The 16,820-nt window shown below is 35.9% G+C and carries 15 protein-coding genes and 1 pseudogene; all 16 read left to right on the top strand.

The window, feature by feature from the left end; translation table 11 throughout:
- Positions 1-490: pseudogene (locus tag IGI63_RS16410) on the top strand (hypothetical protein); the annotation flags it as partial.
- Entirely contained in the window at positions 468-848 is a 381-nt protein-coding gene (locus IGI63_RS16405; protein ID WP_429976365.1) for an ASCH domain-containing protein, read from the top strand. The pseudogene IGI63_RS16410 and the gene IGI63_RS16405, both read left to right, overlap by 23 nt.
- Before the next feature lie 9 nt (positions 849-857).
- The gene (locus tag IGI63_RS16400) at positions 858-1,379 is read left to right on the top strand and encodes an ATP-binding protein (RefSeq protein ID WP_429976364.1); all 522 of its coding nucleotides are present in this window, start codon (positions 858-860) and stop codon (positions 1,377-1,379) included.
- Positions 1,380-1,384: 5 nt separating this feature from the next.
- Positions 1,385-1,621 carry a DUF3850 domain-containing protein gene (locus tag IGI63_RS16395; RefSeq protein ID WP_429976363.1) on the top strand — a complete coding sequence of 79 codons (237 nt, stop codon included), beginning with the start codon at positions 1,385-1,387 and terminating at the stop codon, positions 1,619-1,621.
- Between the two features lie 248 nt (positions 1,622-1,869).
- Positions 1,870-4,536, top strand: a complete 2,667-nt coding sequence (locus tag IGI63_RS16390; RefSeq protein WP_429976362.1) for a SpaA isopeptide-forming pilin-related protein — start codon at positions 1,870-1,872, stop codon at positions 4,534-4,536.
- 22 nt (positions 4,537-4,558) lie between these two features.
- Positions 4,559-4,879, top strand: coding sequence for a hypothetical protein (locus IGI63_RS16385; RefSeq protein WP_429976361.1), 321 nt, complete (start codon positions 4,559-4,561; stop codon positions 4,877-4,879).
- Positions 4,880-4,894: 15 nt separating this feature from the next.
- Entirely contained in the window at positions 4,895-5,302 is a 408-nt protein-coding gene (locus IGI63_RS16380) for a DUF961 family protein (RefSeq protein ID WP_429976360.1), read from the top strand.
- Between the two features lie 3 nt (positions 5,303-5,305).
- A complete protein-coding gene (locus IGI63_RS16375) occupies positions 5,306-6,721 on the top strand; it encodes an FtsK/SpoIIIE domain-containing protein (protein WP_429976359.1) in 1,416 nt (471 codons plus the stop codon).
- Positions 6,722-7,164: 443 nt separating this feature from the next.
- On the top strand, positions 7,165-8,466 hold the full coding sequence (locus tag IGI63_RS16370; RefSeq protein WP_429976358.1) for a replication initiation factor domain-containing protein: 1,302 nt from the start codon (positions 7,165-7,167) through the stop codon (positions 8,464-8,466).
- A gap of 12 nt (positions 8,467-8,478) precedes the next feature.
- The gene (locus IGI63_RS16365) at positions 8,479-8,979 is read left to right on the top strand and encodes an antirestriction protein ArdA (RefSeq protein ID WP_429976357.1); all 501 of its coding nucleotides are present in this window, start codon (positions 8,479-8,481) and stop codon (positions 8,977-8,979) included.
- A 359-nt stretch (positions 8,980-9,338) separates the two neighbouring features.
- Complete coding sequence (locus IGI63_RS16360) at positions 9,339-10,358, top strand: conjugal transfer protein (RefSeq protein WP_429976356.1); 1,020 nt, start codon at positions 9,339-9,341, stop codon at positions 10,356-10,358.
- On the top strand, positions 10,359-10,682 hold the full coding sequence (locus IGI63_RS16355) for a TcpD family membrane protein (RefSeq protein WP_429976355.1): 324 nt from the start codon (positions 10,359-10,361) through the stop codon (positions 10,680-10,682).
- 2 nt (positions 10,683-10,684) lie between these two features.
- Positions 10,685-11,371, top strand: coding sequence for a TcpE family conjugal transfer membrane protein (locus IGI63_RS16350; protein WP_429976354.1), 687 nt, complete (start codon positions 10,685-10,687; stop codon positions 11,369-11,371).
- Between the two features lie 13 nt (positions 11,372-11,384).
- Entirely contained in the window at positions 11,385-13,907 is a 2,523-nt protein-coding gene (locus tag IGI63_RS16345) for an ATP-binding protein (RefSeq protein WP_429976353.1), read from the top strand.
- 15 nt (positions 13,908-13,922) lie between these two features.
- Positions 13,923-15,704 carry a CD3337/EF1877 family mobilome membrane protein gene (locus IGI63_RS16340; protein ID WP_429976352.1) on the top strand — a complete coding sequence of 594 codons (1,782 nt, stop codon included), beginning with the start codon at positions 13,923-13,925 and terminating at the stop codon, positions 15,702-15,704.
- Complete coding sequence (locus IGI63_RS16335; protein ID WP_429976351.1) at positions 15,691-16,719, top strand: lysozyme family protein; 1,029 nt, start codon at positions 15,691-15,693, stop codon at positions 16,717-16,719. Before IGI63_RS16340 ends, IGI63_RS16335 begins: the two co-directional genes overlap by 14 nt.
- Positions 16,720-16,820 lie beyond the last annotated feature (101 nt).

Raw genomic sequence — 16,820 nt, 5'->3', positions numbered from 1 at the left:
TAAATTACGCACTGAAAAAAATCATATAGTTGAGGATTTATCTTTCACCAATACAACTGAGAAAATATATATCACTAATATGTATGGAGTTAAAGGAATGAATATAGGCGATTTGATAGTGATATATCGGATGAAGGATTACAATGCTCGTTCAGCTGAATACAGTTCAGTTGCGACTTCTTTGTGTACTGTGGCAAGCGTAAAACACATGAATAATTTTAAAAGTATTGATGAGTATCTCAAATATTGTGGAAAAGGTTCTATCTTTAGTGAACAAGAACTTAGAGGTTACTATCAAACAAAAAAATATCCCTATATTATTAAAATGCTGTACAATTTAGCGCTTCCTAAACGAATCATTAGACAAGACTTGATAAACAAAGTAGGATTGGACAGAGAATCATATTTTGGTTTCATGAATTTGTCAAATAATCAATTTGAAAAAATATTAGAAATAGGTGAAGTATATGAAGGTTTTATTATCTATTAAACCTGAATTTGTAGAAGAAATTATGGAAGGCAGAAAAAAGTTTGAATATAGAAAAAATATATTCAAGCGAGATGATATTTCATCTATTGTAGTTTATGCCACCAAACCTTATGGAAAAGTGGTTGGAGAATTTGAAATTGAAAGTATCATTAAAGATCGTCCATCCAATATTTGGAAAGAAACGAAACAATACTCTGGAATTTCAAGGAAATTTTTTAATGAATATTTTGATGGTCGTGATACAGGATTTGCTATTCAAATCAAAGAATTTATAAAGTATGACGTACCAATGGATTTGAATTATTTTGATAAAAAGATAAAAGTGGCACCTCAATCTTTTTGTTATATTGAAGGGTAACTGAGATAAATGAAATATATCTTACTAGCAGGAATTCATGGTGTTGGGAAATCTACCTTATTGGATCAGATTGAAAAAGTATATCCAATTGAGGCTTATACTATTAGTTCCTTGATTAAGAAAGCTGATCAACAAATAGATACCTCAAATAAACAAACAAAAGAAATTACTGAAAATCAAAATCTATGGAAAAAGGAACTTAAAAAAATAGATTCCTTATCACCAAAAATAATACTTGATGGGCATTTTACGTTATTAAACAATACTGGAGAAATTGTTCCTTTGCCATTTGAAACCTTTGAAAACGTTGATATTGTAGGTATTGTTTTGAAGAAAGAAATTCCAGAAGTGATTCAATCACGGCTATTTAATAGAGATAATCATGCTTGGGAGCTTGAAAGGATTCAAGAATTTCAAGAAGTGGAAGAAAATACTGTGAGAAGTTATTCTTTAAATGCTAAAATACCTCTTTTTGTATATGATAATACTAACCAATTTGACGATTTAATCAATTTTATTGATGAGAGGTGATAAGTTTGGAGCATAAGCTGAAGATTGATACAGAGTATTTTGAAGCCGTGCTAAATGAAAAAAAGAATTTTGAAATACGATTTAATGATCGAAATTTTCAAATTGAAGACATTGTAATCCTACAAGAAATAACTGAAAATAGAGAGTATACTGGTAGAGAGATAACTGCCACAATCTCTTATATAACAGACTTTGAACAAAAAGAAGGATTTGTAGTATTCGGCTTCAAGAAGCTAAAATAAATTTTCAAAACCACAGAACTTGAGAAAGTATCTGTGGTTTTCTTGTATCTTATAGACTTTAAAACTAATTAATAAGAGATAAATAAGGAGATCAATGAGAAAACTTGCCACTTTCTATTAATAGTGTCAATCTCATAAATGAGTATTTCAATTTAGGTTTCCTATTTGGAGGGGATATCATAAAATATGAAATACAAGCACCACCATGAATAAGAACATTTTCATATTAAACTAAGGAGAATAAACAAATGAATAAGAAAAAACGTCAAGTAATCTCGCTAGTGGGTGTACTCACAGTGATGATTGCTTTTTTTATTACCCCAATAACGGCTCTTGCGGCTTCGGTCAATTATGAAAAAATTGGAGATTATGTTTCTACTTGGAATGTTGCTTCACTAGGGGGCTTACACTGGACGGACAATGGTGTGCATATGATCAAGGCTGATAACCAACCTGCTTTTTGTATTGAACACGGAGTTCTACTAAATGGTGGGTCAGGATTTGAACCATCTGAGTTAAACAGTGCTGAAAAGGAACGGCTATCTTTGATTTCCTATTATGGTTATCAAATTAGCCCTACAATGGAAAATTATGGGATTACGCAAAATATCATTTGGGAAGAATTTGGAGATACACTTTTAAGCACTCAGCTTCCTAATTATGCAAATCGTAAAAATGAAATTCTAACGAAAGTAGTCAGTCATAAAATTAAGCCCAGTTTTGCGAATCAGAACATCACCTTAAATGTTGGTGACTCCATTACGCTAACAGATACAAATAATGTTTTATCAAAATATGGCAATCTTTTGGAAAATTCCGCAAACCTGCAAATTGAAAAGAATGGAAATACGCTGAAATTGACTGCTATAGCTAGTTCTAAAGAGACTGGCAAACTTCAATACAGTATGGTGCCAAAAGATCAAGTGGGTCAAAGTTTCATCTATAAGAAACCTGGTGAACAGACTGTAGCGACATTTAAATTATCCAATGCTGGAGAAATGAATTTAGCGATCAAAGTAAACCTCAATGGAAATGTAAAGTTAAAAAAAGTTGATGAGGACACAGGAATAGCTGTGCCTAATACGAAAATGAAATTTGAGTATAACGGACAAATAAAAGAAATTATGACTGACACGAATGGTCTTGCTCAAATCGATGGGATTAAAGCAGGTACAAAAGTAAAAATTACGGAGGTCACTGCTAGTAATGGGTTTGTGAATAAAGGAGAATCAAAGGAAATCACGATTGAACCAAATAAAACAATTGAAGTAGTGTTTGGAAATAAAGCCCAACAAGGACTACTAAAATTGAAAAAGACAGGTCAAAAAGCAACCACTGTTACCACAACGGATTCTGACTATGGACAGCTACATGATATCACTTTTGATTATGTTCCTTTAGCTGATGTCACGTTTACTATTAAAGCTCGTGAAGATATAAAAGTGGGAGATTATGTTCATGCTAAAAAAGGAAGTGTTGTTGCGACTGTAAAAACAGATACAAATGGTGAATTAATCAATATGCCTAAGCTATATTTAGGAAAATATGAAGCCATTGAAACTGAAGCGCCCGCTGGATACCTGATGAATACGCCCCCTATGCCCTTTGAATTTACCTATGAAGGGCAAAATGTTGAGTTAGTTTCTCAATCACTTGAAGTAAAGAATGACTTTCAACAGCTAAAGATTACTGTTCATAAAAATGAAGAACAAATTCAGGAATGGAAGGAAAATGTACCAGTACTTGAGGAAGTGAAAGCGAATGACAAAGTATTTGGCTTATTTACGAACCAAGAATATGCAATGACTGACAACACTACTGTGCCAGCTGATGCTTTATTAGCGTTTGGAACGGTTAGTGAAGGGGAACTTGTCTTCCCTAACCGACGCCTAATGGAGGGAAGGTACTACATTCAAGAATTGGATGCTGGAGAAGATCATGATATTGATTCAACACATTATGAATTTGAGTTTACGGCAACAGATCATGAAACCGAAAAAATTATTGAACTCTATGCATCGAAAGACAATCAGGAGGATGAATCACTGCCACTGTTAAATAAACTTCATTTTAATCAGTTTTCATTAAAGAAAGTAAATGAAGAAGCAACGTTAGAAGAAAAAAATGGCTATGATTTTACCTTCACTGGAAATGGCAAGGGTGCTATTTTTATTCTGGAAACGGAAGACAAGGAAGTGATTCAAACAGTCACAGTCAATAAGGATTCTTTGGCTACGTTCACGAATATACCTGTCGGAACGTTCTATTTGAAAGAGAAGCAACCCTCTTCTGAGAATTACGTAGGTTCTTCTGAAACCTATCAAATTATCTCTACACTAAAAGGCGTTCAAGCTTATAATAGTAAAGGTCAACTTCTTGGTGAAACAATGAATGAAGAAACAAGTGAAGAAGAGGAAAGTATCGATCAGACCGAAGAGCCTGATTCTAAGGAACCTAAAAATGATGAGCCAATCGTGTTACTAGAGCTTAAAAACCACTTGGTTAAAGGGAATGCAGAATTAACAAAAACAGACGTATCGGATGGAAAAACTCTTCCAAATACAGGTATTCGTATTCTTAATAAAGATAAAAAAGTAGTGATTGAAGGGAAAACAGACAACCAAGGACAATTTACCTTTGAAAAATTACCAAAAGGTGTGTACTATTTCCAAGAATTTGATGCCCCATCAGGTTATCAATTAGACGAAACACCGATTCAATTTGAAATAAAGGAAGAGGGTGAGATCGTCAAATGTACCATGACCAATCAACTCATTCCAAACGAAAAAGGAAGTTTGCCACAAACAGGTGAAACAACGTCTATTTTAGGAATTGCGCTAGGAAGCTTGTTACTGATGGGCGTTGCTAGCTATTACTTTTATGTAAAGAAAAAACAAGGAAATCAAACAAGATAAAAAATGAAAGAAGGAATCAACTATGTCAAATCGTGTCACAAGTATTGCCTTAAAGGAACAACAGCTTGGTGCTAAAATCAAAGCTACGGTGAAAGAGGAACGAGAAATTTATGTTGAAGGAAAACGAGTTCCTTGTCGCATTTTCACTGCTTCATCTGCGCTACATCCAGATTTTGAAATCATTGTGCCGAATCTGAGAAACTCACAGCGTTTTGATGGAAGAAAAGAAGTGGAATTAAAGGATGCAACGCTGGTTCCTAGTGCCAAACGAAATAACATTGGAACTGCCAGTAGAACGTTAGAATTACAAGTATTTGCTAAACAATTAATTACACTAAATTAGAAAAGAGGAAAATAAATGAGTTTAAAATTTGAAGAAAATACGATTAAGGATTTTGATATCAAGAAAACATTTGGAACTTGTTATTATTTAAGCGCTCAGTCTATCTATGAAAATGATAGTGAAGGCAACCGAACAGAAATGGTAAGAGAGCAACGTGTAACAGTTTATTCCGAAGCAAAAAATGATCAAATTGATATTGCAGTACCAGAAGCAACGGATTTAGCTTTATTTTCTTATGATGATGAAATTGAACTGACAGGTGAAGTGACTGCATTAGCTTGGCTCTCTTCCTATGCTGGGTACAATGATTCCATTCAATCAGAACAAGCCTTTAAAATCCGAGCTGGTGGAATTAAAAAGGTAGCAGTACTTCATCAGAAACCTGAAAAACAAAAGCCCATTGGAACTTCACAAGGGGAATAACGGATGAAATTTCTAAACTACAGAGGCACCAGAATTCGTCCGTATCACTTGAATCTCTATCGTCATTACTTGTTTGGTATGTGGTCTCCAGCGCTCCTTACTAGTGGTTTCTATGGCTATTTTGTACTATATCCATTAGTAAGTGAAATTCTTGAAAAACAATCAATCGATTATCCTGCCCTCCTTATTCCAATTGGAGGGCTTTTTTTATTACTCTTACTCCCATTGTTTATCTGTTTATGGGGGAGAAGGCATTCTTTTCTTAAAGGAGGCTTCTTTTATCGAGCTTATCAACGTCAAATGTTAGCAAGGATGTTAAAAAGCAATGGCTTGTATGATAAAAAAGAACGGAAATCAAATGAGAAAACTACAGAAAAGATGATTTTCCCTAAAGTCTATTATCGGAATACTAAGGAGATTCTCTATTTAACGGTTCCAACAGATGGAATGAAGTGGCATGATCGTTTTGAAAAAATTGCGAAAACTTTTGAAGAAATGTATATTGCTGATTTTATCAATGTACAGAAAGAAATGGGATTTACAACCTATTCCTTGATGATTGATGTCATTAGTAAACGAATTAATATTTCAGATTGTGTTGTCACAAATGGTCAAGTCAAATTAATGGATGGCGTGATTTGGGATTATGCAGAAGTGCCACATATGTTGATTACAGGAGGCACAGGCGGAGGCAAAACCTACCTGATTTTGACATTGATTCAAGCATTAGTAAAGGTGGGAACAGTTGATATTTGCGATCCGAAAGAAGCCGATTTAAAGGATTTACAAGACCTTAAGTTATTCAAGGGACATGTCTTTACTGGTACAAAGTGGATCACTCGTTGTTTAAAAAATGCTGTGGCAGAAATGAATCGCCGTTATGTTTATATGAAACTTCTCCCAACCTATACAACAGGGAAAAACTTTGCTTATTACGATATTCCGCCTTATTTCATCATTGTAGACGAATGGGCGGCTTTTTTTGGAACCTTAAATTATAAAGAACAGGATGAAATTTTAGGATATGTTAAAGAATTGGTATTGAAGGCTCGTCAAGCAGGTGTTTTCTTAATTCTTGCGACACAACGCCCTGATGCAGAGAATTTTGGTGGAGGGATTCGAGATAATATCCTGTTTCGAGTGAGTGTTGGAAAATTGCAAGAACAGGGCTATTATATGACTTTTGGATCGGATCAAAAAAATAAGGCGTTCATCAATAAGTCAATTAAAGGAAGAGGGTATGTGGATGATGGCTCAGCTATACCAAGAGAATTCTATGCGCCGTTTGTTCCTAGAGGATATAACTTTTTAAAGGAATTTGAAAAAATTGAATCAATGAAACTATTAGATATCAGGGAGGTTGATCCAACTGCTGAGGAAATTGAAGAGGCACAAGAAGCATTTGAAGTAATTCGATAAGTGGAATAAGGGCAGTTACGCCAAATTATGATGAGAAATGGTAATGAACAAGTACATGGGAAACCACACTATTTCAATGAAAAAAGGGAAAGGAAAAGAAGTGTGTTTCGTTTTCCTTTTTTCGTTGCCTCAGCAGACGGAAGGAGCTGATATGCACTACTTCGTCTATGAGCAAGGTTTCCTTGTGAAAGCCACACGTCTTAACGGGTGGTGGTAGAACGAAAAGGAACAGGCAGGTATCCTGTCTGTTCCTGTGTAGAGGTTAGGGCGAGCAACGCTCGCTCTAACCTGTTACCCCCGCTTAATAACATGGGGGTAACTTTTTTAAAATATGGATACAAAATCATCAGAAATCCTTATGTATCATAGCTTGAATGGATAGTTGAACTTGTGAACGATTTGGATTGATTTTGTGAACATACAAGAAAGGTAAGAGGCTAAAAATGACCAATCAAGAAATTAGAAAACTACGTAATCGACTAGGGTTATCCCAACAGCAATTTGCAGACAAACTTCACTGGAGTAAATCTTATTTGTCCATGATTGAAACAGGGAAGCGAGCAATCACAAAAGCTGCTACAGAACAAATCAACCAAACACTCTGTGTAGAAGGAGGGCTTCTTCCTATGCAGGCAAAAATTGATTTTCTTCGGATTCGATTTAAGATTCATTCCCCAGGCCAAGTCATTGAAAAGGTGTTACGAATGAATCCAGATGTGTTTATTTATAAAAATTATGGGTTTAATCACTATACAGAAACCTACTGTTTCAGTGAAATATTTGTGTTTGCTAATCCTGAAAACTTAGACATGGGTGTCATGATTGAATTACGAGGTCAAGGATGTCGTGAGTATGAGCTAGTGTTGGAAGAGCAACACGAAACATGGACAGAGTTTTTTTGGCGACTATATGAAACGAATCTCTTTGGTAATCGCCTAATGATTGATACAAAGATTACTAGAATTGATTTGGCATTGGATGAACAGGTTTCATTGCTGTACCCAAACTATGATTTATTCGAACTGAAAGAAAAATACGAACAAGGATTGGTTGACACAACGTTTCGTAACTTTGATTTTACTGGCGGAATTGTTGTGAAAAATGGGCAACGTTTAAATAAAGGACTGTCTCTATATTTTGGGTCACGTCAGTCACCATTCTACTTGAATTTCTATCAAAAGGATTACGAACTAGCGAAAAAAGAAGAAATATCTGTTGAAATGGCTCGTCAAAAGTATGGCATTAAGAATCGATATGAGATTCGATTAGCGGATGAAAAGGCTTATCTCTTTGTTGAATATTTGTTATCTACTGGTGAAACTCTGGAATGGGTAGTCAAAGAGTTAATTGATACTGCAATCAAAGTTTACGACTGTGACGAAGCTGGGTTGCGTACTCAATACAGTGCCAACTGGCGAATGGTCATTGAAAGCATGCAAGAATTGAAATTGACCATGAAAGGAGAGAAACCTAATTATGAAAAAGCATTGCGTTGGCTCTCCAATTATCTTGCCCCAACATTAAAGAAAATTTGGATTATGGATCAAACCTTTGGTACGGACGAACTAATGACTCGTATCCAACAAGCAGAACTGAAAGAAAAAGACCAAGAGGAATTGGCGAAGCTAACCACAACGATTAAAGAGTTGTTAATACAAGAAGAGGAAGAAGTTGTATCCTCTAAAACTGTATCTGTTACACAACAAGAAGTGGAACAGCTGTTAGCCCAATTTTTATTTGAGTGAGAGGTGAATGAAATGATTGAGTTATATATTGAAAACCCTAAAGCACGTAAAGGGCGTTGGTTTGAGCTACCTATTCTGTGGGAAGTTGTACAAGAAAAGTTAGAATTAGAAGATGAACAAGTATATGAAATCAACGACTACTCAGCGCCTATTAAGTTGTTTAATTTTGAAGATTTTGATTACATGAATGAAGTGGCTGAACAATTTGATGAATATGAGGGACATGAAGCGATTAAGTATCTGGAGGAATTAATTACTGCTGGCTTTTTCAATGACCTGTTAGATGCTTTTGAACAGATTGATGAAATACAAGTTTACTGCGATTGTTATTCCTATAAAGATTATGCCGAACAATTAGTGGATGATCTTGGCTATCTCTCTGGTGTACCAGATATTATCAAATGGAATATTGATTATGAAGGGATTGGAGAGGATTTACGTCAGGATGGCAGGCTCTATCAAGCGAATGACAATACCATTATTGAGGTTATGACATTAACCAGAAACAATTAGCCGAGGAATTAAAACGTTATGGATTTATTTGCTTGGAAGGGGAAATCCCTGAGCGACAAGCCCGACAATTTCTTACTGTTAAGAAATTGATACAACGAGAGAATTTAGTGTTTCAGCCTAAAAGGGAGCTTTGTTTTGAACGAATGTTGTCAAAGAATACGAGTCTTTATATTGAAGGACTGGAGCGCTTTAGTGAGACTGGTTTATATCGTGACTTTTCCTACGATTTTTACAAAGCAACCTATCTGTTTAGCTCCCAACCTAGTCGTTTGAAAATATATGGGACTCAGCTTTCTACAAGAGAACTTCTTTATTTATTAAAGGGGTTCTCTTTTTTACATTAAAAAAGGAGTGACTCCATGAACTTTATAAAAGAGAAAAAACAGCTGAAACCTGTTACCCCAAAAGAAGAAAAAGCAGCGAACATCCGAACCGTTCGTCTAAGTGTTCTGATTCTGACACTTTTTTTAGTGGTAAGTGGTCCAATTGCGTTGTTTCAGTCTTCCAAGATGCAAGGAAGGATAAAAAATGAACAAGCAGCATTATCACAAACCATTCAAGAAGAACTGTCGAAAAATACGAGTACGCCTGTTGCATCTGAATTATACAAGCATTTCTTACATCCCTTTATCACTACCTATATCTCGATTCCAGCGGATCAAAAAGCTTTTGAGGAGAGGTTTAATACGTTACAAAACACCTATTTCAACTTTGAGCTAGAAGAAGAGAAAAATACTGGGCTTGAGAGGAAATTACTATCTGCTGATTTTTATGATTTGGTGAGTGAACAAGGACAAACGATCGCAAAATACAGGATTACTTATGAAATTACCACACCTGTCACAAAAGAACGAGAAGTGAAGAAAAAAGAAGGAGAAAAAGTAGTAAACGTCAAAGAAAAATACATCGATTACGAGAAAAGTGAAGTAAAAACGTTACTCAATATTCCTTTTGTTCAATTAGACAATCAATCATTTAAAGTCACTGCGTATCCCTATTTTTCAATGGAGCCTTCTTTAACATATGGAAAAACACTTCAACCAACAATCGATCGTTCTCAGTACCAGCGAATAGAGAACAAAGAGGAAAAGGCGATTACTAGTTTTGTACAAGCCTTTCTTGAAAAGTATGTTTCAGATTCGATAGAGGACATGAGCTTTTTGATGAAAGAACCAGAGTTATTGACTGGCGATTATCAAATTGGAGATGTGATAATTGAACCCTTGATAAGAGAGAAGCAGATTGTTGTCTTTGTCACATTCAAACTAGTAGATGGACAGACCAAAAGTAGTCATATAGAAACCATGACATTAGGACTGAAACACCGCGACAACACTTATTTTATTGAAAAATTACAGCACTATCTAGGAGGAATTTAAATGAATCAACACTACTCTAAAAAGCAGCTTCTAACAATGAAACTTTCTGTTATTTGTAATGCGATTTTCCTGTTCTTTTCAACGGCTTCTTTGGCTTATGCCGATGCGAACGCAAAAGAAGCTAGCAATTACATTTTGAATGATTGGATTGCTCCGATTTTCGGTGTCGTTGTTGTTTATTTAGTCATTAAAGAATTTATGAATTCAAAGTGGATACAAGGCTTTGCGATTTTGTTTTTTGGTGGCATTATTTATGCCGTGATTAAAGACCCAGCCAGTATTTTAAACTCATTGTCTAATCTAAAAAGCTATTTTGGGTTATAAGCATGAACAGAGAAAAACAAATTTTAGATTATCGTGAGCCGTTTAATGCACCATATATGATTCGAGAAATTGCAAAAAATGTCAATTTACCGTTTGTGGTCTATGCGCAAGATTTTACTGTCGCTACTGTGAGCTTTGCGCTGGTTTTCAGTTGTTTATTACTTTTATTTGGGATGAATCAGTTGGTCATTATGATTTCTATTGCAATTCCCTATGGATTGGTTCAATTGTTTAATCGTGTGGAACCAGATGGTAAACGAGCCGACATTTTCCTAAAAGATTACCTGAGCTACCTAGTGACGTATGTCATGAAGCGTCAGGTGTTATACCATGAGCAGCTTCAAGCAATGAAGCAAGAAAAAGTTATTTATCATCGCTGCACAGTGAAACAACTAATGGTAAAGGAGGAAAGGATACCAATGAATACCGTAACCGTTGATCAAATGAAACAAGAAATAAAAGAAATCATTGTTCCAGAACTCATCCATGAATTTGAGTCGATACAGGCAAGAGAAGAAGGCTTTTATGAATTATTTGAAACAGATGATGAGGTATTGCTTATGAAAAAGGCACTTCATCGACAATTTACAGATGGGCTACTCCCACTAACAGATGTGCCAAAGTTGAAGGACCAATACCAAGCCCTAATCAAGCAGTCCATACGTAAGCGCATTACTCGATTATTGTAAAAGGAGGAAAAGTATGAGATTAAAACAGCCCTTTCATAAAGTGTACAACAATGTGTTGATTACGACAGAAAATGAGGTGTGGGCATATTTTACATGTCCAAGTGAGTATGTCATTGGTCAGAACAAAGAAGTGCAAGAAAAACATAAACGAAAATGGCAACAGTTTCTTCAAAGTCTGCGGCGCTTTGAAGATTTTGAGCTATTTCTTAATCCCCATTCATATAATCTCAATGAACGGTTGTCTGCTTTTTCTAAAAGCTTTGATGAACAAGCCCAAGATATGGGGAATGCCTTAATTGATCGAACCTTGTCTGAATTAGAAAGTCAGCTACGAGTGATTACAACAGAGAAATTTTACATTGGAGTGAAGATTTCTAGTCTGTCGTCTGCCGCTTCTCTTAAAGGAAAAGCAATGGAACTGGTGGATTATTATGCAGGCAAACTCTTAGCGATTATGCAGTATCACATGATCATTGACGAGGATTTTTTGGCACGTTATCGCATCATTGAAGCAGAAGTCTTTCAGCTAGTCGGGGCGATCAATGGTCGAAGACTAACTGAAAAAGAAGTGTTGCAAGTCTGTCGTTATCCCTATGTTCGTGGGATGGATACTTCTTTTGATAGTGACTTTATTGAAAAAGAAGGATATTCATTAACCGATACGATTCTTGACCCTACTGAGGAACAAGGCTTGTTAAAGCTACGAAGTTTAGAAGGAACCAGTTATATTGCGCTATTACCGATTCATAAATTTGCGCCAAACTTAGCTTTTAATCATGTGGCAGAGCTTGTTCAAAGCCTGCCGTTTCCAGTTGAGTTCCGATTGAAGGCCCATTTTGAGCCCTTGAAAGGAGGCAAAGGATTAAAAGGGAAATCTTCTAGAGCATCCAAACGCTTAAAGAATAGTGCCAAAGAAACCCTTTCGATGGGGGATGCCGAAATGAAATCCAGTCGGTTCAATCGATATGCCCTGACTGATTTAAACAATAAAATTGATTTACGAGTCCCAGTCATTAAATGGTTGGGGCTTTTTGGTGTCTTTGGACAAACGCCAGAAGAGTGTCGTAGCCGAATTCGTACAGTACTTTCTTTGTGTCAGTCTCGTAATGTGGATGTGGTGAAAGGATTGGCTGATCAAGTTTTTCTTTTTCATCAATTCTTGTCTGGAAATAAATTAGGACCCGAAAAAAATTGGATTCATTACACTACAGTAGAGGGAATCAGTGAATTGATGTTAGGAGTAGAAAATAGAATTGGGGACAATGTAGGCATCCCCATTGGTATGGTTTCAGAATTGAAAAATACACGGAATTTAACGCCGAAAGAAATTGCGAAAACCAGTCGTAAGCCAGTATTCTTTAATCCTTCCATTGGTAATCAAAGTGATATCGCTGATAAGAAAGCGAATAGTCCGCACATTGCTATTACAGGACCCACAGGAAATGGAAAATCTTATTTGGCTAAGTTTGTGTTCTTTCTCTCTGTATTGATGAAAGGAAAAGGGCTCTATGTTGACCCAAAATCCGAATTCTTTGATTGGATCATGGAAGTTATCAATGAGCCAGTGTATCAGAAAAAGTATCCTGAAACGTGTGCATTTGTTCAGCAGTACTTTCATCAAGTCCGACTTGATCCAGACAAAGAGACTAATAAAGGTGTTCTTGATCCCATTTGTTTTGTTCCGAACCGAGTTTCGGCAAAAGATATGGCACAAGATTTATTTGAAGAATTGTATGATTTTACGAGTGTCAGAGAGAAAAAATCTCGTCTAGCCATGTTAGAAGGCATTGAAGTTGTCTTGAAGAAACGAGATAGTGGAGAACAAGTGGGTCTTCTTCATGTAGTTGATTTCATGTTAGAAAATGATAATGAAGAAGTACGAGATACTGCTAATTTGATCAAAAAATCCGTTCAAGGATCTATTTTAGAATTGGCATTTAGTTATGGTGAAAATGAAGGCTTAAATCTTCATAACAAAGTGACTGTACTGGAAGTGTTAGGATTAGAAATGCCAAGGGCAGAAACACCAAGCAGTGATTATAGTGCTACCCAGAGAAAATCAATCATGTTAATGATGTGTATTGGGAAGTTCTGTGAATTGTTTGGTTTGCGAGATCGTGAAGAAAGCACCGTGGTACTTTTTGATGAAAGCTGGATTTTTAACACGTCAAAAAATGGGCGAGCGATTATTAAATCCATGCGCCGAGTCGGTCGAAGCTTTAACAATACCTTAATTATTGTGACACAGTCGGTAAAAGATACTGCAGAAGAAGACGACACTGGGAACTTTGGGCGTATCTTTGCCTATGACGATAAGGACGAACGAGAAAAGATTCTTCATCATTTAGGGCTAGAAGTGAGTGAGGAAAACATTGAGTGGCTAAAGAATTTACCTAAGTACCATTGTCTTTATTTAGATTTACGGGGACGTGTTGGGAAAATGTTGGTCTATTGTCCATATGAAGAATTGCATCAAATGTTACAAACTGTAAAGAAAAATTCAAGTGCAGATTTGGAAACTGCCTTTAGTGCATAGAAGGGAGCGAGCCTATTGTTAAAAGATTTATTCGATATTGATTCATTCCAGTCCTTCTTTGAAAAAGGAGGTTGGTTTAGTATCAATGAGAATTTACAAAGTGTTCTAAACGCCTTAATCAACCTTGCTTTTGGATTGATTAAGTACATGGTTCTTGCGCTTGATTATGTCATTGATAAATTATTTAGTCTAAATCTTTTGGACGGGATATTGCCAGATTTGTTTTCTACAGCTGGTTCCATTTATAATCAATTATTTAGCGTGTTAGGTATCTTACTTTTCACCTTTGTGATTGTCATATCTGTCAAAGATTTTTTTGAAAAGGGGATTAGCAAAGCTTTAATTCGATTTGGTATCTTTACATTGATTTATGCTGGGAGCATGGCGTTTTTTTCAGATGGTGCAGAAAAAGTGCAAGAGGTCAATACGATTTCACAGAATACTCAAGGGCAACTAGTAGATTTAACGAGTAGTAGTCTAAACAGCAGCAATCGATCTACAACAGAAAAACTGATTGGTGGTGGACAGCAACTTGATGGTACCAGCAATATTCGTAACCTGATTTTTGATGAATTTATCATTAAGCCCTATGCATTACTCAATTTCGGAAAAGCAGACATTACAAAGGAACAATTTGAGCTATATTTAGTCAAAAAAGGAGATTCTTTTGACAAAGCAAAAACGAAAGAAATTGAGAAAAAAATCAAGCAAGATTCCGAAAAAAATTCTTATCTGACTTCGGATCGTATGACGGAAAAAGTCGCTGTATTACTGAATACGTTTGTAATGTTACTTGTGATAGGGACTGCGGTATTACTAATAGGTGTTGCCAATATTTTGATTCAGCTATTGATTTACGGAATCATTTTTCTCTTTCCATCCCTGCTCTTTTTAGCACTAATCCCCAATATGCATCATTTGTTAAAAAATGGCTTTATGATGCTAGGGACATTGTTTGCTTCAAAGGTTGGCATTGGCTTTGGTTTTGGCTTACTTTTTTCTATTATCAATCTGTTGGATTCTTTCTTTGTCGTCACCAATATTGTTACCATGTTAGTTGGACTATTTGTCAAAGTCTTATTAGGAGTGTTTATTTGGAAGAATAAAGGACAGATTGTTCGGTCATTGACGAAAGGAAAAACAGAACTACGAGATTTTACTTTTCCTAAGAGAGCTACCAATAATCGGCAACAACAGAGGGAGCAGCGAGAAGATCAACAGAACCGACTAGCTGAGCAAGCATATAAAACACAAACAGCAGAAAATAATTACATTCGTTCAGGTGTAGAGTTGGATCATGCTTATCGACAGAATGATTTTCAAGATAATATATTGGTTCAAGCTGGAAATGACACGACTTCTCCAGAAACTATGTCATTCGATACTGCATCATCAGAGCCTGCGACTGAATTAAGGGATAACTCAACTGAAAGGAAAGAATCAAGTAGTATAAGCGAAAAAGAAGAAGTATCTTCTTATAGTGAATCGGACATAGACCCATTCACCCTGGCATCAACAGTGGATCAAGAAACGTCTTTACCATTGGAAGAAATGGATGGTGGACTTATTTACCAACAACCTAGTTATGAGGAATTTGAGCAACGTCAGATAGACCAAATTGAAGAAAATAAGGCTAATCGAACTGAATCACCTCGTGTTACTCATGAATCGCAGGATCAACCAGTATCTATAGAACTAGAAGAATCCAAGCAATTAGCAAAAGAAATAGGTGAGCTTAGACAAGAAACCTATGAGGAAGTAGAAGCTATTGAGGAATCAGCTTATGAAGCTATTTAAGAGTATGCCGTTATTTTTACTTGGCTTCTTTTTTGTCTTTATTTTATTGATTGGTGGAGAAAATTCATCGACTAGTGTTACTGGTACGGAAGAGGAACAAAATCTTCCAGAAACGGTGCTTCGTTGGAAAGAAAAAGTAACAAAAGAAGCGGTTAAAAATGAAATACCCGAAGCTGTGCCTTATCTATTAGGAATTATCATGGTAGAATCAGGTGGAAATTCTGAAAAATATCCCGATATTATGCAGTGTAGTGAAAGTCAAGGAAGACCACCAAATGCCATAACAGACCCCGATGAATCAATAGAAGTCGGGGTTAAATACTTTGCGGATATGTGGAAAGGTCATCGAGAGTATGAGGTTTTAAATATTGTGCAGGCATACAATTTCGGAGGTGGCTTTTTGAGTCATTCTGGCAAAAGCTACTCACTGGAGAGTGCCATTCAGTTTTCCAAGAATCAAGCAAATGGACAGAGAGTTACCTATACAAATCCAGTGGCAGTTGGCTTAGGGTATGATTATCGCTATGTGTATGGCAACATGTTTTATAGTCAAATTGTGAAGCAATATATCTTTTCTAATTCTAGTAATACTGGCACTGGTGGAAATTCCGAGATTGCGAAAATTGCATCAGATGAGCTAGGAGAAGGCATTCATGAAGGTGGAAAAAAATACTGGCGTTGGTATGGTTTTAACAGTCGTGTAGAATGGTGTGCAACTTTTGTTTCTTATGTGGCGGAAAAAGCAAACGTGAAGATGGACCGTTTTGCCTATTGTCCAACAGGAATAAATAATTTTAAAGCGAATAACCAATGGCAAGACGGAGGTGTAGAACCGAAAAGTGGAGCGATTATTTTCTTTGATTGGGATGGAGATGGTGTCAGTGATCATGTAGGGATTGTGGAGAAGTATGAAAATAATACTGTTTACACGATTGAAGGAAATTCAGGTGATCGAATTGCAAAAAGAGATTATCAAAAAAATAGTGAATATATTTTGGGATATGGGAACCCCTGATATGTTTTGTTGAAATTTCTTTTTGGTTTAATTTAAAAATTTATTTTTATTTTTGTTGAGAATGCTATAATAAAAATCGAGAATAATAAGTTTAATGTTTT

Source organism: Enterococcus sp. DIV0086, assembly GCF_050498705.1.
Lineage (GTDB): Bacteria > Bacillota > Bacilli > Lactobacillales > Enterococcaceae > Enterococcus > Enterococcus faecalis.
This window is presented reverse-complemented; position numbering and strand designations above follow the sequence as displayed.